25 protein-coding genes are annotated in these 25,651 nt (G+C 43.6%); 7 read left to right on the top strand and 18 right to left on the bottom strand.

What is annotated here, in order from left to right; all coding sequences use genetic code 11:
- Positions 1 to 14 precede the first annotated feature (14 nt).
- The 4 genes from ALT761_RS19030 to arfB all read right to left on the bottom strand — a co-directional run bounded on the left by ALT761_RS19030 (position 15) and on the right by arfB (position 3,244).
- Complete coding sequence (locus tag ALT761_RS19030; RefSeq protein WP_129740362.1) at positions 15 to 1,019, bottom strand: hypothetical protein; 1,005 nt, start codon at positions 1,017 to 1,019, stop codon at positions 15 to 17.
- Between the two features lie 161 nt (positions 1,020 to 1,180).
- A complete protein-coding gene (locus ALT761_RS19035; RefSeq protein WP_129740363.1) occupies positions 1,181 to 1,828 on the bottom strand; it encodes a hypothetical protein in 648 nt (215 codons plus the stop codon).
- A 174-nt stretch (positions 1,829 to 2,002) separates the two neighbouring features.
- On the bottom strand, positions 2,003 to 2,680 hold the full coding sequence (locus tag ALT761_RS19040) for a hypothetical protein (RefSeq protein ID WP_129740364.1): 678 nt from the start codon (positions 2,678 to 2,680) through the stop codon (positions 2,003 to 2,005).
- Positions 2,681 to 2,830: 150 nt separating this feature from the next.
- On the bottom strand, positions 2,831 to 3,244 hold the full coding sequence (gene arfB / locus ALT761_RS19045) for an alternative ribosome rescue aminoacyl-tRNA hydrolase ArfB (protein WP_126874021.1): 414 nt from the start codon (positions 3,242 to 3,244) through the stop codon (positions 2,831 to 2,833).
- 138 nt (positions 3,245 to 3,382) lie between these two features.
- Here arfB and ALT761_RS19050 point away from each other — a divergent pair, with 138 nt between their 5' ends.
- Complete coding sequence (locus tag ALT761_RS19050) at positions 3,383 to 4,339, top strand: alpha/beta fold hydrolase (RefSeq protein WP_129740365.1); 957 nt, start codon at positions 3,383 to 3,385, stop codon at positions 4,337 to 4,339.
- A 42-nt stretch (positions 4,340 to 4,381) separates the two neighbouring features.
- On the opposite strand, the gene ALT761_RS19055 is transcribed toward ALT761_RS19050, so the two are convergent.
- The 4 genes from ALT761_RS19055 to ALT761_RS19070 form a co-directional block, all read right to left on the bottom strand.
- Positions 4,382 to 4,807, bottom strand: a complete 426-nt coding sequence (locus ALT761_RS19055; protein WP_129740366.1) for a hypothetical protein — start codon at positions 4,805 to 4,807, stop codon at positions 4,382 to 4,384.
- Positions 4,808 to 4,899: 92 nt separating this feature from the next.
- A complete protein-coding gene (locus tag ALT761_RS19060; protein WP_129740367.1) occupies positions 4,900 to 5,343 on the bottom strand; it encodes a hypothetical protein in 444 nt (147 codons plus the stop codon).
- 184 nt (positions 5,344 to 5,527) lie between these two features.
- Positions 5,528 to 6,091: a CBS domain-containing protein gene (locus ALT761_RS19065; RefSeq protein WP_129740368.1), complete on the bottom strand. Its 564-nt coding sequence runs from the start codon at positions 6,089 to 6,091 to the stop codon at positions 5,528 to 5,530.
- A gap of 52 nt (positions 6,092 to 6,143) precedes the next feature.
- Positions 6,144 to 6,410, bottom strand: coding sequence for a hypothetical protein (locus ALT761_RS19070; protein WP_129740369.1), 267 nt, complete (start codon positions 6,408 to 6,410; stop codon positions 6,144 to 6,146).
- A gap of 289 nt (positions 6,411 to 6,699) precedes the next feature.
- Between ALT761_RS19070 and ALT761_RS19075 the strand changes: the two genes are divergently transcribed.
- Positions 6,700 to 7,227, top strand: coding sequence for a cytochrome b (locus ALT761_RS19075; protein ID WP_041452631.1), 528 nt, complete (start codon positions 6,700 to 6,702; stop codon positions 7,225 to 7,227).
- Between the two features lie 22 nt (positions 7,228 to 7,249).
- Positions 7,250 to 7,828, top strand: coding sequence for a YceI family protein (locus ALT761_RS19080; RefSeq protein WP_013786479.1), 579 nt, complete (start codon positions 7,250 to 7,252; stop codon positions 7,826 to 7,828).
- A gap of 96 nt (positions 7,829 to 7,924) precedes the next feature.
- Here the strand turns inward: ALT761_RS19080 and ALT761_RS19085 are convergent, their stop codons facing one another.
- Positions 7,925 to 9,217, bottom strand: a complete 1,293-nt coding sequence (locus ALT761_RS19085; RefSeq protein WP_126874017.1) for an NAD(P)/FAD-dependent oxidoreductase — start codon at positions 9,215 to 9,217, stop codon at positions 7,925 to 7,927.
- Between the two features lie 245 nt (positions 9,218 to 9,462).
- Complete coding sequence (locus tag ALT761_RS19090; protein WP_442858154.1) at positions 9,463 to 11,511, bottom strand: TonB-dependent receptor; 2,049 nt, start codon at positions 11,509 to 11,511, stop codon at positions 9,463 to 9,465.
- A 301-nt stretch (positions 11,512 to 11,812) separates the two neighbouring features.
- Between ALT761_RS19090 and ALT761_RS19095 the strand changes: the two genes are divergently transcribed.
- The gene (locus tag ALT761_RS19095) at positions 11,813 to 12,256 is read left to right on the top strand and encodes a DUF2721 domain-containing protein (RefSeq protein ID WP_013786482.1); all 444 of its coding nucleotides are present in this window, start codon (positions 11,813 to 11,815) and stop codon (positions 12,254 to 12,256) included.
- A 126-nt stretch (positions 12,257 to 12,382) separates the two neighbouring features.
- On the opposite strand, the gene ALT761_RS19100 is transcribed toward ALT761_RS19095, so the two are convergent.
- On the bottom strand, positions 12,383 to 13,390 hold the full coding sequence (locus tag ALT761_RS19100) for a 5'-methylthioadenosine/S-adenosylhomocysteine nucleosidase (RefSeq protein ID WP_013786483.1): 1,008 nt from the start codon (positions 13,388 to 13,390) through the stop codon (positions 12,383 to 12,385).
- 361 nt (positions 13,391 to 13,751) lie between these two features.
- Here ALT761_RS19100 and ALT761_RS19105 point away from each other — a divergent pair, with 361 nt between their 5' ends.
- Positions 13,752 to 14,636 (top strand): LysR family transcriptional regulator, encoded by an 885-nt coding sequence (locus ALT761_RS19105; protein ID WP_013786484.1) that lies wholly within the window; start codon positions 13,752 to 13,754, stop codon positions 14,634 to 14,636.
- A 75-nt stretch (positions 14,637 to 14,711) separates the two neighbouring features.
- On the opposite strand, the gene ALT761_RS19110 is transcribed toward ALT761_RS19105, so the two are convergent.
- Positions 14,712 to 16,034: a porin gene (locus ALT761_RS19110; RefSeq protein WP_129740371.1), complete on the bottom strand. Its 1,323-nt coding sequence runs from the start codon at positions 16,032 to 16,034 to the stop codon at positions 14,712 to 14,714.
- A gap of 335 nt (positions 16,035 to 16,369) precedes the next feature.
- On the opposite strand from ALT761_RS19110, the gene ALT761_RS19115 reads away from it, so the two are divergent.
- Positions 16,370 to 17,368: an NADP-dependent oxidoreductase gene (locus ALT761_RS19115; RefSeq protein ID WP_013786487.1), complete on the top strand. Its 999-nt coding sequence runs from the start codon at positions 16,370 to 16,372 to the stop codon at positions 17,366 to 17,368.
- A gap of 22 nt (positions 17,369 to 17,390) precedes the next feature.
- Here ALT761_RS19115 and ALT761_RS19120 read toward each other — a convergent pair whose 3' ends face one another.
- Genes ALT761_RS19120 through ALT761_RS19130 form a run of 3 tightly spaced genes read right to left on the bottom strand, consistent with a single transcriptional unit; the run spans position 17,391 to position 21,470 of the window.
- Positions 17,391 to 18,479 carry a GGDEF domain-containing protein gene (locus ALT761_RS19120; RefSeq protein ID WP_129740372.1) on the bottom strand — a complete coding sequence of 363 codons (1,089 nt, stop codon included), beginning with the start codon at positions 18,477 to 18,479 and terminating at the stop codon, positions 17,391 to 17,393.
- A gap of 47 nt (positions 18,480 to 18,526) precedes the next feature.
- Complete coding sequence (locus tag ALT761_RS19125) at positions 18,527 to 20,428, bottom strand: ATP-binding protein (protein WP_129740373.1); 1,902 nt, start codon at positions 20,426 to 20,428, stop codon at positions 18,527 to 18,529.
- A 19-nt stretch (positions 20,429 to 20,447) separates the two neighbouring features.
- The gene (locus tag ALT761_RS19130; RefSeq protein WP_129740374.1) at positions 20,448 to 21,470 is read right to left on the bottom strand and encodes an ABC transporter substrate-binding protein; all 1,023 of its coding nucleotides are present in this window, start codon (positions 21,468 to 21,470) and stop codon (positions 20,448 to 20,450) included.
- Positions 21,471 to 21,878: 408 nt separating this feature from the next.
- On the opposite strand from ALT761_RS19130, the gene ALT761_RS19135 reads away from it, so the two are divergent.
- Complete coding sequence (locus ALT761_RS19135) at positions 21,879 to 22,394, top strand: cupin domain-containing protein (protein WP_126874037.1); 516 nt, start codon at positions 21,879 to 21,881, stop codon at positions 22,392 to 22,394.
- A gap of 51 nt (positions 22,395 to 22,445) precedes the next feature.
- Here ALT761_RS19135 and ALT761_RS19140 read toward each other — a convergent pair whose 3' ends face one another.
- The 3 genes from ALT761_RS19140 to ALT761_RS19150 all read right to left on the bottom strand — a co-directional run bounded on the left by ALT761_RS19140 (position 22,446) and on the right by ALT761_RS19150 (position 25,560).
- Complete coding sequence (locus ALT761_RS19140; RefSeq protein WP_129740375.1) at positions 22,446 to 23,438, bottom strand: LLM class flavin-dependent oxidoreductase; 993 nt, start codon at positions 23,436 to 23,438, stop codon at positions 22,446 to 22,448.
- A 128-nt stretch (positions 23,439 to 23,566) separates the two neighbouring features.
- Entirely contained in the window at positions 23,567 to 24,802 is a 1,236-nt protein-coding gene (locus tag ALT761_RS19145) for an ABC transporter permease (protein WP_129740376.1), read from the bottom strand.
- Positions 24,802 to 25,560 (bottom strand): ABC transporter ATP-binding protein, encoded by a 759-nt coding sequence (locus ALT761_RS19150; protein ID WP_129740377.1) that lies wholly within the window; start codon positions 25,558 to 25,560, stop codon positions 24,802 to 24,804. Before ALT761_RS19150 ends, ALT761_RS19145 begins: the two co-directional genes overlap by 1 nt.
- Positions 25,561 to 25,651: the final 91 nt, after the last annotated feature.

Consider the following 25,651-nt stretch of genomic DNA (forward strand, 5'->3'; position numbering starts at 1 on the left):
GTGCTATTGTGCTATCAAAAATGAAATCTAACACCAATTTCACCAATGGTTTCTTGATAGTCTGCCGACACTAAGGTTGAACCATAGTCTTTGTATTGCGTGCTTAGAATAAAATCTACGTTCTCCATAGCAGCATATTCTATGCTCGCTTTGAAAACATGCCTATCATCCTCTCGTCGCCTGCCGCCTTGTTGTTCAAACTCACTGAAAGGTGCCCCTGAAGCAGCAGGCTCGCTGCTTAGGCTACCTTGACCATAGTGTCTGTTTTCCATTTCATAACCGAGCTTGATATCGAGTGCGCTACCCCACAAGCTGGCGGGGTAAGTATAACTGGCGTCAATACCATAGCTGGAATAGTCGAACGCTTGGTTCAAGGCATCTTCATTTTGATATTTCGCGCCCAATTGCATAAAGCTTTGATTTTTAAAAAACCAGAAACCGTCAATGCGGCCAGATAACGCATCGGCGTCGCGCTCTGGCACCGATTCAAACGACTTATCGATGGTGTCGACACTTAATCGCCAGTAACCTTGCGTGAACGCACTGTTGGCCAATGAAACACCGCTTTGTTGGTAAGTGAGAAAAGTATTGTTATCAAGGTCAGCAATTGCGTAATAGTGATGAACGCCAACTTTAGACCAAGACAATTGGTAACTCGCCTCGCCCGACAAGGTAGTGATAGCTAGGTCAAAATTCGACAGTGCGTTGTAGCGCGTTTCACTATGCTGTGCTGACGCACTGAATTGCCATTTATCGGTAGGCATTAACGCTAGCTTAAGCTTCGCATTCCCTTTGATTGCTGAGTCGGATGTGTCGGTATTCGTATCAAGTTCACTAACGTTCACATTTGAGTCGTGATGAGCACCGATATAGGCTTCTCCAGTCACTTTTATCAACTTGTGTCCGTCAGTTTCTGCGCTGTTTTCTGACTGACTCGCCATGGCAATTTTGCCAATTAAGCTTAATGCAATAGATAGACTTAATACGCTTAATAATGATGTGGAGGTTTTAAGGCTCATGCAGGTGTCCTACTAAATCGAATGCTCACGGAATTAATACATGGAAGTAAGGGCGGGGCTGGGAGTAGCGCCCCCCTTGTTTATATAACCTTCATAGTTATTGGAATAACCAGAGGTGGCGGCGGTTCAAGATTCGTCTATTACCTTGAACCGCGTGACTTTTACTGGTTCAAAATGCCAGCAATACTTCCGCTCACCGTGTTTTCAACGGTGGTTGAAACCGTATTTTCGATTTGCCCACTTACTTGGCCAGATACCTGGCTAGCCACGCTTTCTTCAACCTGCGATTGCGCTACCGCTTCAACTGATTGGGTAAGTGTTGAGGAGACTATGGCATTGACATCCGCCGCCTGCGATACACTGCTATCAACGGCGCCTGATACCATATCTGTGGCTGCTGAAGCGGTAATATCTAAGGCGCCTGCAGCATTAGAAGCAATGGTTTGCGTCGCCGCACCGCTGCCTACAAGAGCACTTTGCGCACTGGTAAGTTGAGTAAGCATTTCGCCGCTTGCCGCATCAGATGTTTCTGATGTGTCGTTAGTAGTGGCAGTAGCATCAGCCTGGTCTGCGTTTTGCGTTTCGCTGCTAGCTTCAGTTTCTGTAACACTATTCGACTGTGCATCTACGTTTGAAGAAGCTGAAGTTTGTGAGGACATTGACTGAGTAGCACTTGCTTGCTCACCAGATACATTGGTTGAAGCTTGGGTGCTATTGAACACTGAAACAGATGTATCGACAGCCTGAGCTAGCGCTACGTTTGAAGTAAGACCTAGTGCAACAATTAAAGCAGTATGTAGTTTGTTCATTCGTTTATTTCCTGTTTTTCATCAAAGACACTTAAATAACGAATGAACCTCCGAGTTTATTCCCAACAAACAATAAAAAATTTTCCACAAACAAAAACACCCCGCTTTAGGCGGGGTGTTTCATTTAAATCAAAAATCTAAAAAAGCTATACAAAACAGCGCAATGAAGGCATTTTAATCTCCAGAGGCATTGAGTCCAGCTTCCCACCAAGGTGATGAATAATCGATATCTTCTTGGGGAAGTACATTAGAGTAACGCATTCTTACCGACTCCCAAAAAGCCGCTTTGAAAACAGGATCGTAAATGACAAACTCGCCTTGTGAGCGATATTGCTCGAACAAATCCTTATAGGCACCAACGGGGGTAAGCGGATTACTTTGCTGGAAAACAACGTCTCCACCAAAGGTTTCATACAGTGACTTAGACACTTTCCAACTCTTAGCCATGCCTTCTGCCATGGCTAAACGATAACGTTCAACTTCTTCATCTGAATATTCAGCATTGTGGCTTAAATCGACTGTCCAAGTTTTTATAACCGCGTAAGCAGACTCAACTTCACTATTTGAAGGCTCAATATTGTTCTCGTCGGCAAAGTCAGCAATAACAGATTCGCTAATTTTAGTGCCTAACGCGCGCTGAGCTAAAAGTTTACGGATCTCAACTTCAGATTTGTCACTAAGAATTGACTGGAAGCGATCTACATCACTTTGGCTAGGTTGTAGTTCGCTATTTGAAATAGTTTTACCGAAGAGTTTCGCGATAATTTCGTTGGCCGCTTGTGGCGTATTTATCCCAAGCGAAACAACGATGGCAGCGAACAGTACCATAGGTATAATGTCAGACCGTGTCATTGAAGAAATTCCCTAATATCCATAACAGCTTGAGCGCAAAACGTATTCTTTAATCGTATATTTTTCGTATTTAACTCATTAATACGTAGAATGTTCCATTCATTTCACGAAACGACGTCGCTGAAGAGGTATACTTTAGGCTAAAGCCGCTTAAATATCCACTTTTTTCCGCATAGACTTTCTCACACTTTGTTGCTTTTTAGCCTCGCCGCGTCTCGCTTTTACCGCACGACTCATGCGGGTTGCCTTCCTTGGTTTTTGTTTTTTGGTGGCACTGACTATCCACGCTTTCAAACGCACAATAGCATCTTCCCGGTTCTGTTCTTGGGTTCGAGAATTTTGCGCTTTTAGCACAAACACGCCATCGTTAGAAATTCGGCTGTCTTTTGTATTTAGCAGCGTGTCTTTAACCTCTTGCGGCAAAGATGAGGCTGGTATATCAAGGCGCAGATGGATAGCACTGCTCACTTTATTGACATTTTGCCCACCAGCACCCTGTGCTCTGATGGCTTGCATTTCAATGTCGCTATCTTCTAGCGTAATAGTAGGGGTAATCGTAATCATAGCTTAACGGTTATATTCTTCACTTGTGGGTTATTTGACAGTTTATGCTTTGTACCCAGCCTCATGGAAAAAGGCTTACATTGACTGTTTATTCATTTCTTATTAGTTTACTAATTACGCTAATAAAGGAAACATATTGTGGTGGTTATTTATTTTATTGTCGCACTTATCTTCTGCCTGTTACTGGCGTCATGGCTTTTCACTCAACATATCGATAAAAAAATCGAAAAAAACTTCCGTCCACCAGGCCAATTTTTAAATGTGCAGCATGAAAAAATTCACTACACCAAACAAGGGCAAGGCCCTACCCTTGTTCTTATTCATGGACTTGCGGGTAATGCGCTTAATTTTACAGCCTTAGCGAATCAGTTAGCTAAGCACTATACCGTATACAGTATTGACCGCCCTGGAAGTGGCTTTTCTACTCGTCATCGTAACATACCAGCAGATTTCAACGTCCAAAGCGCCACTATTTTAGATTGGATGTCGCAGTTAAACATAGATGAAGCTTTTGTTGCTGGGCACTCTATGGGAGGCGCTATTGCTTTACGCATGGCACTAGACGCACCGGATAAAATTAAATCTGTCTCGCTGCTTTGCCCCTTAACCGTGCCCTTAACGAAAGGACCGGGTCCATTAACTATGCTGTACATTCCTTATCAAGGGTTGCGCAGGGTTATCAGTCGTACATTGGCCGCACCGCTGCGTATACTTTTTGGAAAGAAACAAGTCGCTCAAATCTTTTTCCCAGAGCGGGTACCCTCGAACTTTGGAATTGAAAGCGGTGGGGCGCTAGCGCTGCATTCAGAGAGTTTTTATCAAGCTAGCTGTGATATGGTAGCGTCAACGGAAAGCTTGTATAAACAGTTTGAACATTACGAAAAAATTTCCTGTCCGGTGGGTATTTTATATGGTGAACAAGACGCTATCTTATCCCCCGATGCGCATATGTCATTTATTGCTACATCGCTTCCCAACAGCATGGCAGAAATTATCCCCAATGCGGGTCATATGATAATTAATACTCAGCCTGAAGCCTGCTTCAATTTCATCAATAAAGTGAACAAATTAGACGCTCAGGGCAAGCTCGCTTAATCACGTTAAGCATTTCATCTAATAGCGCACAAATTATTGCCTTTAATGCGTAACCACTCTAGCGGTAGAGTTCGCGTTAGCACGTCGTAAATGTGACAGACTTGGTCTTAGCTCAACGGTTTGCTTTAGCTCTCGTAAGTAATCAGTGACTCTTTCAATACCATCTGATGTAAAACACAAGTTTTTAGGCGTGGTTTTTATTTCACTTTGGTATTGCTGAAACCATGTTTGCATGGACGCACTGTCCCCTTCTGACAACGCAATGAGTAAATGATACATACGGATGAAAGAGAGCTGTCTACGATACTCTGTCGTGCCATGCTCGAACCCAAGTAGCGTCGTTTGCGATAGGGATGTTTCAGAAACGCCAAGTAAATCAGCAGCCTCTGCTTGATTCAAGCCAACTTCTTGGTAAGCCCAAGTGAAAGCTTTTATAACAACACTGGGTGGATAGGTGCTATGGATCATAGTTTGGCCTCGATTTCAGTCGTTTAAAACATCTTACTTATCGAGAATATTGCGAAAATCATTCCAACTTGCCGAGCAGCCTACCACTACTATCAATGTTGTTTGGTTTTCACAAAGTGAGCGCGCTCAGCATCTTCATCAAGGATGTAACCCAGATTAGTTAACCATACCTTTGCTTCTTCGTAGGTATCAAAGAAAGAAAAATCTACACCGGTTTGGCGGTATACCACGTCAAGTTGATTTCGTGTGGTTGATTTTACTAATGATGATTCAAGTACTAACGCTAGATGCGTTAACCCGAGGTGACGTACTGCGGATATACGTTCAGCCAGAAGGCTCTCGGCATCGGGGGTCAGCAAGGACTCCCCTTCAAGAACGACAATATCGCCCCAGTTACTGCCATGCATATCGATAGACTTATCTCGGTAATCAAGCACTAAGCCATCAACACACTCTCTATTCCAGGGGCCGTAAGCTTGGGTAAGCATAACGTTACCGCACCGAGTAACTATAAATGAGCCATGTACTGGGTTCATAATGCTCCGCTCTTCAATGCTCCACAATCAAACTATAGACAATGATCTCTAAATTCGAAATGTAGTAAGCCATCGCGCCCTCAATATTGTGAGGGCATGATGGTAAAGTGGAGCGATTACAAGCGCGATGCAGGCATAGTCAAAAGCCTCTGCCGTGGCATTTAACAGGGGTAAACGGAGTAAGCTATGCAGCTAACACCCGAATCAACTGTGAAAACGTAGGCTTATCTTGAACATCAAGAGGCGCCCTTAATTCACGGGCAATATCACTAACGCTAATAACACCGCGCACCTCGTGAGAATCTCTGTCGAGGACCAGACAATGATGCTGCCCATAGTCTTTAAGGGTCTCTACCACATCCCCGACTGACGATTTTGTCAATTCTGTGAAATCAAATGACATTAGTGACGTTTTAGCCTGCATGAAATCACGCACCACTAACCCATCTCTAGGCACTTTTAATTCAGCAATTTTCTGCACAATATGCTGTTCGCTTACGTCTTGTGACGTAACAATGCCGGTGAATGCATTATTGGCATCTACCACCAGCATCATACGAACATGAGATTGACGCATAATTTTTTCAACGCGTGCAGCAGGTGCATTTTCGTCAATCACGTGTGGCATGTATTGTTTGAAATCTGTGAATACCGCCATCGCTGATGATGTAACAGACACTTTATTTTCAACAACAGGCCAAGCTAGACGATCGGCGGCATCAGTTTTATGAAGTTGTAAGGTATGCATTACCTTCCCCTTAAAATAGTAAACAAATTAGATAGATGGATGAATATTTTGTTTAACTAAAATGGGGTGGCGCGCGAATGGGGTGCGCTGCATAGTCTGCATCGCTTAGAAGGGTGTAAACAAAAAAGCGAGTATTGGGAACATTGCTACTCGCGAAGAAAGCACTTAAAAAGTAGGCGCCATCATCAAGCTCGTCTTTATCGCTGGCTTGATCTAGATTTGAAGAGGCTAAATATTGAATGCTAATGTCATTCGATACTTGTGAAATCTCTTTGCTCAATACATTACCAGCACCATTTTCAGGTACTAGAAACGACATTGTGAGTAGCAATAGCAAAAGATTCAAAAGAAGAACTCCAGCAACATTTAAAAAAGGGGTTAACTCACCCTTACTTAATACTATATGGCTTTTTTATTCACTATCACTTAAGCCCGCCTCAATTTTTAGACGATTTATCGCTTTTTTTCTAATTACTAAATTTAAGTGATGTTACACCCTACGCATTCATTCTAATAAATAGAACGCACTGTTATAAGCTTTGCAATATTCACTCTTGAATTGTTTCAGTAGACTGATTTTAAAATTTGGTTCTATTGCTCATTCATTTATGAAAAAACGCTGGCCTCTTTGGCTCATCTTAATTCACTGGCTCACCTTTCTGGTTGTGGTAGGTATGTTTGCCTCAGGGCTATGGATGGTAGATTTAACCTACTATAGTGATTGGTACAAAACCGCGCCCCATTGGCACAAAAGTGTAGGGCTACTGTTGTTTACTGTGACTTTAGTTAGGCTGGTTTCGCGCATCTCTACCCAGCGACCACCGACCTTTGGCAACAAGTTTGACAACTTAGCCAGTAAATTAGGACACCGCGCCATTTACCTTGTTCTTTTAGCCCTTTTTACCTCGGGCTATCTTATTTCAACTGCCGATGGCAGAGCTATAGATGTATTCAACTGGTTTGCGGTACCAGGGTTTGGTGAGTTTATTGAAAATCAAGAAGACCTGGCTGGCGAGGTGCATTTCTACCTGGCTTGGACATTAATCGTGCTGACTTCTTTACATGGGCTGGCAGCATTGAAACACCATTTCATTGATAAAGACGACACGCTGAAGCAGATGTTGAGGCTTCGCTAAACACTGATATTAAGGAGATTTTATGAAGAAGTTAACACTTGCACTAGTGACGGCCGCAGCACTCAATACAGCGGTAAGTTCAGCTCACGCCGCTGATTATATTATTGACTCCAAAGGTGCTCATGCATCAGTTAATTTCAAAATTCAGCATTTAGGTTACTCATGGCTAACCGGTCGCTTTAACGACTTTAAAGGCACATTTAGCTACGATGAAAATAACCCTGCTACAGCGTCTGTCTCAGTGACTATCGAGACCGATAGCATAGATTCAAACCATTCAGAACGAGATAAGCATTTAAGAGGCGACGACTTTTTAAATGCAGATGACTTCCCAGAAGCTAAATTCGTTAGCACAAAAGTGGCTGACAAAGGCAACGGCATGTTAGACATCATGGGTAACCTTACGCTGCATGGTGTGACTAAGCCCGTGACTATTGAAGCCAAAAAGATTGGTGAAGGTAGCGATCCGTGGGGCGGTTATCGAGCTGGTTTTTCAGGCACTACTTCTATTGCGCTAAAAGACTACGGCATTGACTATGACTTAGGTCCCGCGTCACAAACCGTTGAGCTTTCTCTTCACGTTGAAGGTATTAAACAGTAACGTTCTACACTTATAAAATAACAAAGCCCGCTGATGCGGGCTTTTTACGTTTACAGGCTAGATATACTTACCCAGACATGAATTATGTCTTGTAAATCAATGTAGCTTTAATTTAGGGCTAATCGCATAACTCAGCTTCTTAAGTAGCAGCTTTAGTGCCCCTCTTAGCTTTCCGTGTACAGCAAATTGGTGCATGTTGTATAAAGAGATATAAACTATCTTGGCTAAACGCCCTTCAATGAACATACTTGAATTTGATAACGACCCCATCAAGCTACCCACGGTGCTGTAGTTACTTAAATGCACTAGCGAGCCATAATCTTTATAGACATAGCCTTTTAATTCTTTACCCCGCTGCAATGCAATAATATTGTTTGCCGCCGTGTCTGCCATTTGATGCGCAGACTGCGCTCTAGGTGGTACCCATTTACCGTTTTCTTGTTTGAAGCCACAACAGTCACCAATAACCCAAATGTTACTGTCGCCAGTGCTTTGTAAGTGCTTATTAACAAGAATTTGATTTGCGCGATTGGTCTCAAAAATACCCATTTCGGTGACGAAATCCGGCGCTTTCACCCCTGCCGCCCATACCATTAAATCAGCATCCACGCGGCTACCATCTTTCGTGATAAGGCCATTTTCATCAGCCTCTGCCACCATGGTGCTTTCTTTGATGTCTACACCGAGTTTATGCAGCGCCTTACGAGCAGAATTGGCGATACGCTCAGGTAGCGCAGGTAATATCCGCTCTCCCGCTTCTACAATAGTTATCTTTAAACGGGACGCTGACATACCCGGCATGCCGTAGGTTTTCGATAAGTTAGCAACATGATGAAGCTGAGCGGCTAATTCAGTACCCGTCGCGCCCGCGCCCACAATAGCCACTTTCATAAAGCTATTTTCATCTTCTTGCTGATTAATACGAATTAGCTGATTCAACAACCCTTTGTGAAAGCGTTCAGCTTGAACCAATGAATCAAGAAAGTAACAATTTTGCGCAACGCCTGGCGTTCCAAAGTCATTACTGACACTACCAATCGCCAATACCAATTGGTCGTAAGGTATTTTACGTTCGGGTAATATCGACACTCCCTCATCATCGAATAATGGCGCAAGCGTGATAGTTTTGGCCTCTGCATCAATGGCACACATGCTCCCTAACTGAAAGCGATAGTGGTGTGCCGCAGCATGAATAGCGTAATCAACGCCATCAGAGTGCTTGTCTATAACGCCAGCAGCCACTTCGTGAAGCAAGGGCTTCCAAATGTGAGTGCGACTTCTGTCAACTAGGGTTATTTCTGCTTCGTTCTTTCTCCCGAGGGTGCGGCTTAAGCGGCTTACAAGTTCAAGACCTCCAGCGCCACCACCGACAACAACTATTTTTTGCATGGGTTTACCTATAATTTAATCATTCCACCTATCTCATCTTTCATAATCCAAAATTATTGAAATGAGATACCTGGCGCGACTAAAGGTATTCGCTGCATATGTGGGGTTAACAGTACGCCTGAACGCATTTTCTCGCAAGCCTGACAGGTTGGTTCTAGCAAGGCGTACGATAAAAAAGGCAAAAAAAACGGTAACCGTGAGATACACGCTACCGCTTTTTATACCAGAGTAGATAATGGTTTTAACTAATACTGATAATCAACGCTGAACATTACGTTTCTTGGCCGCCCAGGGAAGTATCTATCGGCGGTAAAGGACGTGTAATCGGCCCGTTCAGCGTAGGCGGTATCGAGCAAGTTATTTACTCTTGCGTACACTGAAAGTTCAGGCGAAATTGCCCAAGAGGCTCGTAAGTTCAATAAATCATGACCTTCGTACTCGTTGAGGTTTTCAGCATCGGTATAATACTCATCAACATGCTGCCACTCGAGTTCAGCCCGAGTGCTTTGGGTAAAGCTGTACCCTACACGAGCATTGAAGGTCAGGTTTGGCGCCGTATCGATATCGTTGCCCTTAATATCGACTTCGCCCACAATTTCACTGTGCTCATAGGTGTGTTTGGCATAGCTGCCTGCAAACGCGAAATCAAACCCTTGGCTGATTTGATAGTTTAGGGTTAGCTCTACCCCTCTGTGCCAGGTTTCTCCATTGCTTACATTGAAAAAATCACTATCACGATAGATCACATTGTCTTTGGTTAAGCTATAAGCAGACACCACATAGCTAAATGCTTTGTGTTGCCCTTTAACACCCACTTCTACATTGGTGGCGGTGACCGAGTCTAAGTCGGCAATTTGTTGATCGCGCTGTAACCTATAAAGCTCTGTCGCTTGCGGGGCACGATAACCTCTAGATAACCCTGCATACCATTGGGTTGTTTCACTACTTTGAAAACTTACCGAGAGTTTAGGGCTAAAGTTACTGTAATCGTTGGTGCCACTTTCAGGCCTTGCGTACCGACATCCACCAAAACCACATTCGGTGCCATCGTCGCGGGTACGACCCGATAGCATATTGTTGGTGTAATCATAGTCCATATATTCATAACGCCCCCCTAAAGAAACCGCCCACGACGCTTGTTGCCAATTTAACGCAATGAACGGAGCATAAAGGGTAGCGTCTACCTGATAATCGTAATGAAGCCCCGCCGGTACGGTTTCCACTAAGAATGCAGAGCCAATCGTAGCGCCATCTTGTGCCTGCACCAAACTACCTTGGGTATATTCAGCGTCTAAACCGGCATCAAAACTTAACGCGTTGTTCACCACATGGTGATACTGGGAAAGTACACCAAACCCTTCTTGCTCATTTTCTTCAAGCGGTGTACCAGGTAAAAAGTGCATGCGAAATTCCATGCTTTGATCGCGATAATACGGCGTAATAGACAATGCGTTGTCGCCGCTTAACGCCACATCTGCTTTGCTCCATACTCGCAAACTTTTCGCTTTTCGAAAGGCTTCAGGGTTGTCGTTACCTTGGGCGATATCTTCATCTTTATAGCTTTCAAACCCGGTAATGTAACCGGCGGTTTCTTGATCTAAATGGGTGTACGTCAACCCACTGATTACTTTTAGGTTATCAACTTCGTATCGATGCCTGAGATTAACCTTTTCTTGATCTACACTTTCTTCGTCTCGATACCCGCCGTCGCGGGTAATACTTGCGTTAATGCCTATACCAGACTCACCAAAGTCTTTACCTTGCCGCAGTTTCAGCCTGCTATAACCATAAGAACCATAATCAATTCCATATAAGGCAGTGTCTTGGGTAACATCGGGGGTAATAACATTAATCACGCCGTGAATAGCGTTAGAGCCATACAAGGGGGAAGCCGGACCTTTTAACACCTCTATGCGCTCTGCCATTTCACCATGCGCTTCAAACAGCTCGTTAATATTGCAAAAACCTGCCGCGCGTAAGGGAATGTTATCTTCAGCGGCCAATATACCGCCACATGCCCCAGCACCGGTAAGCACTGGCGAGCGTAAAGCAGGTAGGTATTCCTGCCCATTACCTCGCTGAACACCAGCGCCTGCAATAAAATTCAACACTTCTTGTATATGGCTTGGTGAAACAAAGTTTATGTCATCGCTTGAAACCGTAGACACCACATACCCTGAATTTGCGGTGGAATTAGCAATTCTACTTCCCGTTGTTACCACGCGTTCTATTGCTTTAAAGGGCGCTTTTACTTGTTCTTCTTGCTTTTCTCGTTCCAGCTGCTCTTCTGACATTTGAGCGTTGGTCACAGAAGAAAAAGCCACGATAGTTACTGTGCTAAGGCTATTCAAAAGCAACCTGAATATGGGGCTCATTGCTTATCCTTTCGATAGAATTGGGGGAGAAATTAACATACCTATAAAGTAGGTGTATTCGAGCATAAAATAAGGCACAGTTCGAGGATAAATGTGTTGCCGCGCTGCTTATGCCCCTCAATGCTTCAACTCATAGCTCAAGTGCTCGCGAATGCGCTAACTTACGTATACGCCATGTAAAGACGAATACATTACAGTAATGTCGTACCGGAGAAATTTTTTGGATACTTTAATACCTAGTCTATCTCAGCTTATTGAATTTGCAGTAGCCCCCGTATTTTTACTTACGGGTATAGCAGGCTTTTTAAATGTTATGTCGTCTCGCCTAGGCAGAATATCAGACAGGGTAAGAGTAGCGGAAAGACAAATACATACCCTATCAGACCCACATATTGTCGACCGTTCAAAGCGAGAAATAAAAGTACTTTGGCGCAGAGTTAAAGTGATTAACTGGGCTATCGGCCTTTGTGTAGCATCAGGCTTAATGGTATGTACTGTAATTGTGGCTTTGTTTGCGGGTTCGTTATGGTTCGTCGATTTAAAAACACCTGTCATTTCGCTATTTATATTAGCAATGATGTTTCTAATTTGTGCGCTTGTGGTGTTTCTTGTGGAAGTGAAACTGGCTACCACCACCATCAATATGGTACGTACTATTCGCTAAAAAGCGAAAGAGAAAACAAAAAAGCGAGGCAAACTCGATAATGTAATAAGTCTGCCTCGCCCTTTGTATTTGAAAGGATGTTATTTATCCTCGGCTGCTAATCTATTTAGCCTTCTGAATAGCTATCTATTCAGCTAACTCGTCTAGCACAGCGAATAATACATTTGCGCCTACGCGAGACACTTCTTTATCATACAAATTTTCTGTATTCACGCCTTCTTGGCCACCCGCTAAGTCACTGATAGCGCGAATAATAACCCAGTCCACATTGTTGATTGTGCACACTTGGCCAATCGCAGTAGATTCCATTTCGGTGACTTCAGCAGTAAACACATCTCTAACCCATTTACGATACTCTCGGTTATCCATAAACACCGAGCCGGTAACACCATTTCCACCTACATGAAGCTTGGCATCACGTTCATCCAAAATACGTTGAATTGGCATTTCAGCCATTGCTGTTTTCGCCGCGGCTAGTAGCTTTGGTGAGGCAGTGAAATAAGGCGTATCTTGTGGCTTATCCATACCGTCTTTTACAATCAATACTTCATCTGGGTGGATAAAGTGAAAAGGCTTATATTTAGGATAATGAGGGTCGGCTGCTAAACGAGCAGGCTGCTCTTCCATAAATTTTTCGTAATAGGCGGGTAACACGTATTCACCAGGATTTTCTGGGTCTTCGTTGGTATATACACTTTCGTCATGGTAGTACCAACGCTCGGGTACGATAACATCCCCCGGCTGCCATTTTGGATTCACCGCGCCCGCAATGCCCATATAGACCACTTGCTTAACAGGGAAATAATCGAGTGCCATTTGCGTAGACATTGCCGCGTTTGCAATGCTCATCCCAGTAGCGAAAACCAATATTGGCTCGTCATGATAGGTGCCAATTCGGTAAGTAATGCCTTTAATTGTGGTAGTAGTATGAATTTGTGCATCTGGATCGGACGCAATCCTACCTAAAATACCTTCCATTTCTGGCGCGTATGCAACCACAACCGCAGTAAATTCATCACCCGTGAAAGTAGCAGGCCCATATTGAGGTGTCGTGTTAGTTGAAGTTGTAGTACACCCTGATATCACCACAACAAATGACATACACAGCAGAAGCGAAATAACGCGAAGTTTCATAATCACCATTCTTATTTGATTTTTAGTGGAAGAAGTGGAGAGCGATAGCATGCTCGCTCTTCGCTGTTTTATTCTTAACGTACCAGTTTTCAGTGTTAAAGAAAGTGTTATATCCGCATTTTACAAATATTAAAAACACTGGATACACCCCCCTAACAAATGACATTCTGCAAAGACTATCTTATTTCGCTTTTTAAACTAATTCTTTATCCTCAATAGAATAAAACGCGCTTAGTTGCAGTTTCATAAGCTGAATATGGATGTGTAGTTACCCTTATTGGATTACATTTATAGGAGATAAAAGGACTTAAAAAAGCAACGCGAGACCAACTGACTCGTATCGATGAGGATACAAATACCAATGAACATGAAACTACTTCGCTCTCTGCAAATTTTTGTTGAGGTCGCTGAAAGCGGTAGCATGAGTATTGCAGCCCGAAACCTGCACATGACCGTTTCGGCCATTAGCCAACAACTGAGAAAACTTGAACAAGACATTGGGCTGAGTTTATTTAACCGTAATACTCGAAACTTGAGCCTTACCGAGGCTGGAAGGATCTATTACGACACCAGCAAAAAGATGTTAGATACCGCGGTTGAAGCACAAGAGCGTATTGAAACGCTTCAAGATGCGCCTTCAGGTAAAGTCAATATTATTGCCCCAGAAGGTTTTGGTGGAGGCTTATTAAGTCAGCCCTTGCAGAAGTTATGTGAGGATTTTCCAAAAATAAATGTATCACTGACGCTAACCGACCAACCTACAGATATTATTGTTTCCGGTGCCGACTTACTGCTTGGCTTCACCCCAGTGTCTGATACTAACTTCAGCAGTTTAGAGTTGGCCACATGGCGACGAATTCTTTGTGTATCGGCTGACCACCCTTTGGCAAAATCGCCTCTAGAGTCGCCCGAAATTCTTCAAGAGTATTCTTATATTTCTCACCGTCATATAGAAGAATATGTAATGAAGCACGACAAATTTGATAAAGTGCCGCTAACGTCGAGCCGTATTGAGCTTGATTCAATGCAGACCTTAATTCAGCTTACCCGTGATGGGCTTGGATATGCAGTGTTGCCTGAACCAGAGGTGCGCCACTTACTTAGTGAGGGTTCAATGAAGCAGCTATTCACTGACTGGTCGTTACCTGATTACACCGTATATGCGGTTACGCCAAAGCGGGAATTGGTTCCTGCTAAAATAAGCGCAGCCATTACATGCTTGCAAGATTGGTTCTCTGAAATTTAGATTTTACGAATTGATCGCTTTGTGAAGCATAAAAAAAGGGCATCATCATGATGCCCTTTTTCTTGTTAAGCTTGCTTAGAAGCTTGTATTAACCTGCAAACTAAATACGTTCGCTTTAGCATGCTCAGTGGCCGTAAGGTCACTGACAATAGTACCAATGGTTCGCTGCTGGCTAACTGCCGCTTCACGACCCTTAATGTAAGCATAAGCCATATCAATGCTGGTGCTCTCAGTAAGTGCGTATGTAGCACCTACGGTGTACCAATGACGATCGGTATCTGGAATACTCAACGAACGGTGTTCGTAGCTAACAGCGCCATCATCATATGCGTAGCCAGCACGAAGCGTGACCTTGTCACTATAAAGATAGGTTCCACCCACGCTTAAGCGGAGTGAATCTTCAAAATCTTCTTCTTTAAGTAGTAAATCGTCACCGCTATCAAGCTCAGCATTCAACTTATCAAATGCGCTCCACTCAGTGAATACAACGCTGGCTTGCACTGACCACTCATCGTTAAGCTGTTGGTTAATTGCCACTTCAGTGATTGCTGCTAAATCTAAATCTAGTGAACCGCCTTGGTTGTATAACTCTGCCACTGCAGGAATGATAGCGCCTAGGTCTGATTCGATTTCACCTTCAAGGTTTAACTCTGTTTCTGCACGGTAGCTAAACGCCAACTTAGTAGTTTCAGTAGCTTGCCACAACGCGCCAACATTCCAACCGAAAGCTACATCGTCACCAGACATTTTAACGATAGTTGCGTTACCTAGTGCATCGCTGCCCAGTAATGCACCAAATGCTTGAGGAATAGCAGTACCAATTTCAGCTTCCGCGTAAGTCACGTTAAGACCAAAACCTAAGCTTAATGTGTCGTTTACTTTGTAAGCCACAACAGGGTTTAGCGTAAATGAAGTTACTTCAGCGTCGTCAGCAAAGTGCAAACCGTTATAGCTATCGCTGTAGTCGGTAGCAAGACCGTAGTTAGAGAACGCGCCAATACCCCAAGATACCTTGTCATTCACAGGTGCTGTGTAGAAAAAAGAAGGCACTGCTGCCGAGGTAGCAATATCTTCTTCACTCGCATCATAAGTATTAGCAAACAGCACTTCACCGCTTTCGTTGTATACAGCAACATCCATATCACCACGAATATCAACTTGTGGATTGATGTAGCTTACCTGCGCACTGAACTGGGCAGTTTTAAATTCAGTAATAGCAGCAGGGTTAGTAGCAAGAATTGATGCATTTTCAGGTGTTGCCGCTTGGCCCGCCATCGCACGGCCAAAGCCATTTGCGCTATGCTCGTTTACTTGGAAACCAGCAGCTAGCACAGAAGAAGATGCCATAGAGGCTAATGCTAAGCATACAGAGGCGCGTAAAGAAAAATGTTGCTTCATAAAAATACTCTTATAGAACAGGAAATATGCAGTGGCGCATTCTACGATTACGGTATGTTTTGTTCAATGCAAGTTAACGCCATTCACGCTGTTTTATCGCATTTTTTACAATTTTAGCGGCACAATTAAAGAAGATGTAAACACTTTGAAAATAATAGATTGCAAAAATTGACATTATTTGTGAACAGGTGAGTTTGCCTATCACTATATTCAATTGGATGAGACTTGATTAATCACGCTATTTTTGACCTTTCTAGTGATTACGCTTGTATAAGCAGTTTCTAGCCCCACAACAGTGGTACAAGATAATTTCAACAGCCTAAGGAGAGATTCACATGTCTAGCAATAAAGAAATTCTATTGGTCAATCGCCCAAACGATAGAAAAATAGGCTCCCATTTGTTCGAAACTCGTGAGCAAGATATTCCTTCCCCGGGTAAAGGTGAAATACTGATTAAACAAACTTACATGTCGCTCGACCCAGCAATGCTAGGGTGGATGAGTGAAGATCGTGAAAGTTACATTCCGCCTGTTGAGCTTGGTGAAGTCATGCGCTCAAGCGGTGTGGGTGAAGTAATTGAGTCGAACAACCCTGATTTTTCTGTTGGCGACAAAGTCATGGGAATGACCGGCTGGCGAGAATACTTGGTCAGTAATGGTGAAGGCTTCAACAAGCTACAGCCCGGTATTACCGAAGAGATGGCCCTTTGCGTATTCGCTTTACCTGGTTTAACTGCTACCACAGGCTTATATAACTTTGGTGAGCCTAAAGAAGGTGAAACCTTAGTTGTCACTGGCGCTGCGGGTTCGGTGGGCTCAATTGTAGGTCAGCTAGCAAAAGCTGACGGCCTTCGCGTTATTGGTGTAGTGGGTAGTGACGAAAAAGCAGATTGGATTGTCAACGAGCTCGGCTTCGACGGAGCAGTAAACTATAAAACTGACGATTTAGAAGCAAAATTAACTGAGCTCACCCCCGATAAAATTGACGTATTCTTTGAAAACACCGGCGGCCCTATTCAGCACCATATTTTCAATCGTATGAATACGCATGGCCGTATTGTGGTTTGCGGCATGATTGCCGACTATCAATCTGAAAACCCGGCTCCCGGCCCAAATTGGATACCGTTAATTAAAAAGCGCATTAACGTTCGAGGGTTTGCGATGCCTGATCATTGGGGCGAAGTACCTCAACTTGTTGCAAAGCTATCGCCCTACGTACAACAAGGAAAGATTCAATATCGTTCTCACATGGTTGAGGGTATCGAATCAGCGGTAGAGGGTTTACAGATGCTATTTTCTGGCGACAATAAAGGGAAAATGATCGTTAAACTTTAAGCTTATCGCTTATGTTTCTGCGTTAACTATCGACGTTAATTTCACTTAGCGTCGATAGTAAATAAGTCCCTTTCCCCGCAGCCTTTGCTTGATAAAGCTCATTATCAGCTTGGTTGATTAAGCCTTCTAGAGTTTGCTTTTTCACATTATTAACGACCACAGCACCAATAGAGCATGAGACGGTTTTCGCTGATGCATTTGGTGCATGCGGTAAGGCTTTTTCATCCCAAGTGTCGAGTATTTGTTGGCAACTCTGTTCTACTTGCCTTGCAGAAACCCCACTGACGATAACCATAAACTCTTCGCCGCCATAACGACCCAGAATATCGGTTTGCCGTTGAAACACAACGCGCATCACATCAGCCTGCGCCACAATGGCATCATCACCTTGCTGGTGACCATAGGCATCGTTGTATTTCTTAAAGTCATCTAAATCGAGCATAAAAACAGCGAAAGAAAGGTTCTGCCTTTTACTGAGCGACAGTAATTTCTCGCCTTCTTTCATCAACGCACGTCTATTAAGAAGATTGGTTAACGGATCTTCACGGCTTAAGGTGTTCAACTTCTTATTTGTTGATTTTAAAAGAATAACTATTCTGTCTAAACGATATTTTGCGTAAGCACATATAAATAACGACCCAATCACAAATGACGTTGAAATCATGACGCGGTCGCCATAAACAGGCGCGATTGCCATTAATCCAATAAACCCAGCGATACTTATAGCCGATGCTGCCAACGCCAGCTTGTAGGTAACCCCTAATGCAAATACACAATAGAATGCATATAAAATGGTGCCCTCGTAAGGAAAAGCAAATTCGTATACCCTCCAACTTTGATAAATAAGTACATAATTTGCAAAGGTTAACATCACCATCAGCCCTGCAAAAATCCAGCTTCTGGCAGCATAAAAGAATCGAGAGAACGAAAGGGCGATAACCGCAAAGATAACTGGAATTTGATACAAAAGGCGGTTTTGAAGATAAAACTCGTACAAAGGGGAAGGTAACAACACCATATCCGCCAAGATGAAAGAGGCAAGCAACAAAGCACCGATTATAAGAGCAACTCGAAGTCTTAAAATCTCTTTATGCTTTGTTTCCACTTCCACCTATTTCTCCAGACACGGGTAATATCTTTCAGTAAGTATAGACGCTTCTATAGGGCTAGCTTAAGTAGACTACCTTTTAATGCCTCAATGGTAATAGGTTTAGTGACTACGTCGTTCATACCGTCTTGTTTAAAGGCATCATGGCGTTCTTTAAAGGCTTCTGCTGTAAGCCCAATAATAGGAATTTGGCTTACGTCACTCGGTAAACTTCGAATACGCCTAGTGGCTTCAACACCATCCATCACTGGCATATGAATATCCATAAAGATAACGTCGAAGGTCTCTTCTTCAACTTTAACGGCCGCTTTTAAACCGTTGTCGACATGAGTAACCGTGCACCCAAGCTGTTCTAGTAGCGCCTGAGCCACCACGGCATTTATCGCATTGTCTTCTGCCAGTAGTACGCTAATACCCGGTTTAAGGATTGTATTTTTATCTAGGTTACTTTGCGCTTCTTGTAGTGACGCGCTATCAATAGTGCGGGCGCTAACCATGGCAGACATCGTGAAACACGACCCTTCACCCACTCGGCTTGCAACTTTGACATCGCCACCTAGTATCTGTGAGAGCTCTTTAGCAATGGACAAACCTAAACCTGTGCCGCCATAACGACGTGAAATAGAAGAATCAGATTGAGTAAACTTATCGAAAATATGTTCAAGCCTATCGGGTTCTATACCAATGCCTGTGTCTTTTACAGAAATGACTAAACGATTTTCTTCTACCGATGGACCGGCTACCTTTTTAAGGCTTGCTGTAACCGTTACCGTGCCTTCGTGCGTAAATTTGATGGCGTTACTGGCTAGGTTAATCACTATCTGGCGCAGTTTAGTCACATCACTCGTGACCATTACCGAGTCCAAATTCTTACTTTTATATTCTAACCGCGTGTGGTTTGCACTCGCATTGATACCTAGCAAGGTAATAAGATCATTCAGCATGCTATCTAAATTAAATTCGGTCACATCAACTTCTGACATGCCAGACTCAATTTTAGATAAATCGAGTACATCGTTTATCACATTGGCAAGAATGGTAGCTGAAGAACGTAAATCTGAAGCATATTGCTTTTGCTTGTCATCTAACGGCGTGTCTAGCAATAAAGTAGCAAGCCCTTGAATACCGTTTAACGGCGTGCGAATTTCGTGGCTCATAACGGCAAGAAAGTCCGTTTTGGCTTTATTGGCAGCTTGTGCCCGTTCCACGTAATTTTCGATGTCTGCTGACATGGCCTCTACATCTTGGGCTAATTCACTCAGCTCATCTTTGCCGCTTACATCAATGCTAACCCGCTTGTGATTACCGGCAATACTGCTCGTTGCATCTTTAATTTTGCCAATTGGGGATACCACAAAATACTGAGTAATTTTCCCTATGAATAAACTCACTAAAATAACCGTAAACAAGGTAATAGCGATGGTTAGCCAGGCTATTTTTGATAATGATGATTCGAGCTCATCGGTAGATTGGCTAACCGTAAGCTTCCAGTTCCAAGGGTCGAACTTGCTACAGGCAAAAAGTACATCTTGGTCTCTCCACTCAGATTCACCAAATGCAATATCGGTAGCATTAATAGTGGTGATGGTGGCGTTGGCAGTATTGATGGGTGCCCATTCTTCATAGGTGCTAAATAGCTCAGCACCCGTTGTCTTATCACTTACCGCAAAATGCTTACCGGTTGATTGATGAAGCTCTGCTAGCTCGTCAAACACCTCTTTTTGATAGGCATCTCGAAATACAGGTACATTTTCCAAACCCGAATTCACCAGCAATTCGTGCCGCTCTCGCACAAATTCAATAAAGGTTAGTGATAAGGTTTGAGTAAGTAACTGATATTCTCGCTCTCTCACTGAGTCATAAGCCGTCAAATAGGCCCAATAGCCCGTTAGCGCCATCCCTGTAAACAGAATGGGGATATATATAGCTAAAAGTTTCGACTTAATTCGCATAGATATCTGGTACTACTCTTTATTGATAAATGTGATCTTTCGATAACTTTAAATACGACGACGGAATAGGAATATGCATCTTGATGGCAGTGGATACATTCACCCCTATTGTGTATTTCTCCATCCTAGTGACTGGCATGGAATTGGCCTTCTCGCCACTTAAGATCCTTTTGGCCCGTAAGGCACCTGATTTTCCGATACTTTCTTCATCGGCTACCACGCCAAGTAACGCACCTTGTTGAACTGACTCTATACTTTCGGCAAAAATCGGTAATAGTTTAGTTTCTTTGTAAATAACATTGATGAGCTGGTCAGCTTGAAGCAAAGGTCCGGTAGAAAGCCAATAGGTATCAACGCCGGATGTTTCTGTTTTTTCCTTAAGCGCTTCCACAACACCATCACGCATAGCATCTAACCCTGAAGTGCCTTCGACATAGGCTGTACTCACCGTTACAAACTTCACGTTATCATACTGACTCTCAAGTGCTAATAGGCTTTCTACAGAGCTTTTTGAAGAGGGATAATCAGAATGCACCAATCCAATAGTGATAGGCTCTTCCAGTTCAGAGGCTTTCAGAAGGCCATCAAGCATATCCAATTTTACTTTGGCATCTAATACGTGGGTCTCACCAGTTATGTTTGACGTACTATGTTCACCAAGCGACGTGACTATGCCCTCTTTAACTGGATCTGACACTGTCATAAATAAAGTAGGTATCTCAGCTGCCGCCGGAAAATTATAAACCGCTCTGGTGGCAAGGGTAGCAATCGCCACTAACAAATCAGGCGCTTCTTGCTCGGTAATCGTTTGCACAATAGATCTCGCCTGTTCTTCTAAGCCCTGAGCGTTATGTACTTCTATCTCTATTTCATGTTCAGGCATTATGAGTGTGAGCTCGTCGAGAAAAGCATCTTTCGTATTAGCTACAATGGGCAAAGGAGCCGTTTCAATTATGACCACACGTAGTGGTTTAGCTTCAACCTGAGCGTGAAATACAAAACAAAGGAGTATACTCATGATGAGTAGTGACGTTTTTTTCATCTTTATTTAGCCCAACTGTTAAGCTAGTGAGTAGGTGATTAATTTGAAATATCATAGTGTTAATCGACTTCGCTGCATAGCCGAAGTTCGTATAATATAGGCTTAAAATACCCATAAGTTTGATTGTAGATAGTTTATGCTAGGTTGAGCGTTAAAAAGAGCGCTAACGTACTGCGCCTTCTATGATTTGGAGCCCATTTTTGATTTAATGGCTATATAAGATGCCCAACCGTTACGAGTAAACCTACTAAGGATAATAACCATATTATGAGGCGAATAAAATCTCTTATGCCTAGTACTACCCAGAATATATGTAGTAGCAATAAAATGGCAACATTAGGTATATGTCTAAGCATGTATCTGGCAAGCTTTTCGCCTTTAGCTAGTACCGAAATGACGAATGAGAAAATGACACACAAGACTATGAATACGTTAACGAAAGAACAAGTCATTGAACAGCTCAATCTCTCTCATCACTTTGAAGGTGGCTATTTTCGCCAAAGCTTTAAAGCAGATCACAGAGATAAAGTAACAACAGCACGTGGTGAACGCACCACCATGACCGCTATTTATTATATGCTTACGAACGACAACAGTGTTGACCATTTTCATACTAAGTATTCCGATGGCATCGAGTTTTATCATATGGGCTCGCCCATTACTTACCACATGATTTACCCAGATGGCCATTACGAAAAAGTGGTAGTAGGGCCTGATATTGCCAATGGCCAGCAGTTACAGCTTGCTGTACCTGGGGGCACTTATAAAGCGGCCGAGTTAACCGATGGCGACTATGGTTTGGTGAGCGAAGCGGTATCCCCTGGGTGGGAACCTGAAGATATGATTGAAGTTTTTCAGCATGAGTTGCTAGAAAAATTCCCGCAGCACAAGGCGCTTATTGAGCGTCTTGCGAATAAGAAATAACGTCCGTTGCTATAGGTAAAAAGCCTGCTCTTAGCAGGCTTTTCTAACTCTCTACCCCTCTATTTCGGCCAAAAGCGCCACGCTTTTTAGTCGTGCCTCTAGGTTATGAATTGGCATTGAAACAATTAACTCGTCCACTTCTGTAGCCTCAACAAATTTAGCTAACTGCGTACTCACCGTCGCTTTAGAGCCCACCAATGCATAACGTAATACATGAGACAACATAGCGTAATCAGCTTCACTGCAAATTTTGGATAAGTCATCTACGGGTTTAGCAAAAGGTTTATTTAGCCCGCGTCTCATATTCATAAACTGCTGTTGAACCGACGTGAAAAGATACTGCGCTTCTTCATCGGTATCGGCCACTACCGCCATTACCCCCGCCATCACATAGGGCGACTCTTGGGTTTCTGATGGTTTAAACATAGAACGATACACATGCAAGGCATCGAACAGTTGGTCTGGTGCAAAGTGCGACGCAAAAGAATAAGGCAAGCCTACCGACGCGGCCAATTGCGCACTGTATAAACTAGAACCTAGTAACCATAACGGAATATGTGTGTTGGCACCCGGCACCGCAATAATTTTCTGCCCTGGCGCTGGCGTACCTAAATAATGTTGAAGCTCTTTTATATCATCAGGGTAGGTGTCTATATGTGCGTTGCTATTAAGGTTGCGGCGCAATGCCTTAGCGGTAGCCATGTCGGTACCTGGGGCTCGGCCAAGCCCTAAATCAATACGCCCAGGATATAAGGTTTCCAATGTGCCGAATTGCTCGGCGATAACCAATGGTGCGTGATTTGGTAGCATTACACCACCTGCACCCACACGAATATGGTTAGTTGCGCCGGCAATGTTACCTAACATAACCGCGGTAGCAGAGCTCGCCACACCATGCATACCGTGATGTTCTGCCAACCACACTCGTTGATACCCACTACGCTCTGCTTGCTTAGCTAACTCTCGCGAGTTACTTAATGCATCGCTTATGCTTTGCCCTTCGGAAATAGGGGCAAGATCGAGTAGTGAAAGGGGTAATGACATGGCTAACCTCGTAAACGTTTTTTGCAGTGTATCGCAAACTCAATATACGCCGAAAGGCTTTGCCATGGTTCACCCGATATACGCGATATCGGGCATTGCTTAGCAGACCCTGTACTTTGCAGACCCAGCTACCTGGCAGATAAGGAGCTATGCAGCGCGTTTTTATACGCTTCAAATGCAGGAATTGCCGAGGTAACAATGGCTGCCAAAGTAATCACACTTACCACTTTTAACGTCTCTATTGTCAGCAAATTTGCACTTAAAAATAGACCATACTGAGACGCTAACCAATCACTCGATAAGGTTAGCGTTACGCTAAGCAGCCCAATCGCCGCCACAATCGCTAACAATACTAAAATTAACGCTTCTACTAACACCAAGGTAAAAATAACCCCAGGCCCTGCACCTAACACCCGCAGTACGGCAATTTCGTTTTTGCGTTGCTGCATGGAAGCTAACAACATAGTCGATAAGCCAAACAATGAAGATATAAGCACTAAAATGCTAATTACTCGCAGTAGGTTTTCTACCGTACCCATCATTTGCCAAAGCTCGGTTAGCGCCACGCCAGGCAGTATGGCCATGAGCCTATCTGTTTTGTAGTTGTTGATATCGCGCTGAAGTTTGAAGGTCGCAAACTTTGAGGTTAGCCCAAGCATGACCGCTGTTACACTGTCTGGCGTGGTATTAACCGAGGTTGCATCGTTGAGCAATTGGTTTTGCTTTGAAGCCGATAAATGAATAGCTTCAATGGCGTTTAAGCTTACGTGCACGGTTTTATCTACTGGCGTGCCAGTGGCTGAAAGTATGCCGGTGATAGTGAAAGGGGTATTATCATGATTGGTAAAACTGGTGTTACCAATACCGTGAGAAATCACCACACTGTCTCCCACTTTATAACCTAGCTCTTTGGCCACATCGACGCCTATCACCGCTTCAAATAAGCTGGCGAAAGCTTTACCGTTTTGAAAACTGAGCGCTTGCTTGTTACCGAATTTGAAATGCTGAAAATAGTTATCGTTGGTGCCCATTACCCGAAAGCCGCGATGAGAATCTCCTAAAGAGATAGGAATTGCCCACGCTACTAATTGACTTTCCTGCAGTGCTTCATAGCTTGCATAGTTGATGTTACTGGTGGGGCTTCCCATCCTGAACACTGAATACAACAAGAGATTGAGCTGGCCACTTGGTGCGCCAACGATAAGATCAACATCTGAAATAGTTCGGTTAAAGCTCTCTTTTGCCTGCTGGCGAATATGCTCAACGCTTAGCAATACACTGATACTAATCAGCAACGAAAGAAACGTTAATATCACTGATTTTTTGCGACTACCTAAACTACTCCACGCTAACGACACTAACATTACTTGGCCTCCGCTGGCTGTTTTAGCGAGGACTGTTTTAGCGAGGACATCTCTACACTGGTTTCAAAAAACTTTTTCAAATACATATCGTGACTTACAAATATCAGTGTTGTGTTCTGCTGCTTACACATATCGATAAGAATGGTCATAAAGGCGTCTCGTGCGGCGGCATCTAAGGCAGATGTGGGTTCATCTACAAGTAATATTTCTGGTTTGTTGATTAATGCACGGGCAATGGCTACCCGCTGCTGCTGCCCTACACTCAGTGAATTAGCGGGCTGATGAAGAATAGTAGCGGGCAAATTAAGCCCTTTCAGCAACGCTTCGGCCGCATCGGCTACATTGGTTTTGCCTGCCTTTGCAAAATATGTAGCCAGCTCAATATTCTTAAGCACGCTTAGGTAGGGAATCAAATTGAATTGCTGAAAAACCACGCCAATGTGCTGCGCGCGAAACTTATCCCGCTGCCTGGCAGGCAAGGCGGAAAATGGCTTGCCCAGTAACGATAACTCGCCGCTTTGTGGCGTTAGCACCCCTGCTAACAGATTAAGCAAGGTGGTTTTGCCAGAGCCTGAATGACCATGTAAGAAAACACGATCACCATAATTCACCTTCCACGTAGGTATATGCAGCCCACTGCTGTTTGAATCTGCATAGTGATATTTAACGTCATTAAGCGCAATAGCATTGCCGTGGTTAGGCACTGCCTTTTTGGCGTGTGCTTCATTTTTCAAAGGTTGCTCTGGTGCTGCTGACAATGTGAATCATCTCCTTTTTGCATTACGCGATGCTTGCGTAAGAGTGGATGTAGCTGACACTAACGCTTTTAGGTCGCCATTCAAGCCAAAA

The organism is Alteromonas sp. 76-1 (assembly GCF_900654235.1).
In the GTDB taxonomy this organism is placed as follows: domain Bacteria; phylum Pseudomonadota; class Gammaproteobacteria; order Enterobacterales; family Alteromonadaceae; genus Alteromonas; species Alteromonas naphthalenivorans.

What these genes read in the sequence shown, in the direction of transcription:
- ALT761_RS19030 (WP_129740362.1), bottom strand. Translation starts at nt 1,019, where the DNA reads ATGAGCCTTAAAACCTCCACATCATTATTAAGCGTATTAAGTCTATCT.
- arfB (WP_126874021.1), bottom strand. Translation starts at nt 3,244, where the DNA reads ATGATTACGATTACCCCTACTATTACGCTAGAAGATAGCGACATTGAA.
- ALT761_RS19145 (WP_129740376.1), bottom strand. Translation starts at nt 24,802, where the DNA reads ATGTTAGTGTCGTTAGCGTGGAGTAGTTTAGGTAGTCGCAAAAAATCA.
- ALT761_RS19085 (WP_126874017.1), bottom strand. Translation starts at nt 9,217, where the DNA reads ATGCAAAAAATAGTTGTTGTCGGTGGTGGCGCTGGAGGTCTTGAACTT.
- ALT761_RS19070 (WP_129740369.1), bottom strand. Translation starts at nt 6,410, where the DNA reads ATGTCGTTTCTAGTACCTGAAAATGGTGCTGGTAATGTATTGAGCAAA.
- ALT761_RS19100 (WP_013786483.1), bottom strand. Translation starts at nt 13,390, where the DNA reads ATGAAACTTCGCGTTATTTCGCTTCTGCTGTGTATGTCATTTGTTGTG.
- ALT761_RS19105 (WP_013786484.1), top strand. Translation starts at nt 13,752, where the DNA reads ATGAACATGAAACTACTTCGCTCTCTGCAAATTTTTGTTGAGGTCGCT.
- ALT761_RS19125 (WP_129740373.1), bottom strand. Translation starts at nt 20,428, where the DNA reads ATGCGAATTAAGTCGAAACTTTTAGCTATATATATCCCCATTCTGTTT.
- ALT761_RS19110 (WP_129740371.1), bottom strand. Translation starts at nt 16,034, where the DNA reads ATGAAGCAACATTTTTCTTTACGCGCCTCTGTATGCTTAGCATTAGCC.
- ALT761_RS19060 (WP_129740367.1), bottom strand. Translation starts at nt 5,343, where the DNA reads ATGAACCCAGTACATGGCTCATTTATAGTTACTCGGTGCGGTAACGTT.
- ALT761_RS19135 (WP_126874037.1), top strand. Translation starts at nt 21,879, where the DNA reads ATGACACACAAGACTATGAATACGTTAACGAAAGAACAAGTCATTGAA.
- ALT761_RS19035 (WP_129740363.1), bottom strand. Translation starts at nt 1,828, where the DNA reads ATGAACAAACTACATACTGCTTTAATTGTTGCACTAGGTCTTACTTCA.
- ALT761_RS19130 (WP_129740374.1), bottom strand. Translation starts at nt 21,470, where the DNA reads ATGAAAAAAACGTCACTACTCATCATGAGTATACTCCTTTGTTTTGTA.
- ALT761_RS19065 (WP_129740368.1), bottom strand. Translation starts at nt 6,091, where the DNA reads ATGCATACCTTACAACTTCATAAAACTGATGCCGCCGATCGTCTAGCT.
- ALT761_RS19040 (WP_129740364.1), bottom strand. Translation starts at nt 2,680, where the DNA reads ATGACACGGTCTGACATTATACCTATGGTACTGTTCGCTGCCATCGTT.
- ALT761_RS19075 (WP_041452631.1), top strand. Translation starts at nt 6,700, where the DNA reads ATGAAAAAACGCTGGCCTCTTTGGCTCATCTTAATTCACTGGCTCACC.
- ALT761_RS19140 (WP_129740375.1), bottom strand. Translation starts at nt 23,438, where the DNA reads ATGTCATTACCCCTTTCACTACTCGATCTTGCCCCTATTTCCGAAGGG.
- ALT761_RS19090 (WP_442858154.1), bottom strand. Translation starts at nt 11,511, where the DNA reads ATGTCAGAAGAGCAGCTGGAACGAGAAAAGCAAGAAGAACAAGTAAAA.
- ALT761_RS19055 (WP_129740366.1), bottom strand. Translation starts at nt 4,807, where the DNA reads ATGATCCATAGCACCTATCCACCCAGTGTTGTTATAAAAGCTTTCACT.
- ALT761_RS19080 (WP_013786479.1), top strand. Translation starts at nt 7,250, where the DNA reads ATGAAGAAGTTAACACTTGCACTAGTGACGGCCGCAGCACTCAATACA.
- ALT761_RS19115 (WP_013786487.1), top strand. Translation starts at nt 16,370, where the DNA reads ATGTCTAGCAATAAAGAAATTCTATTGGTCAATCGCCCAAACGATAGA.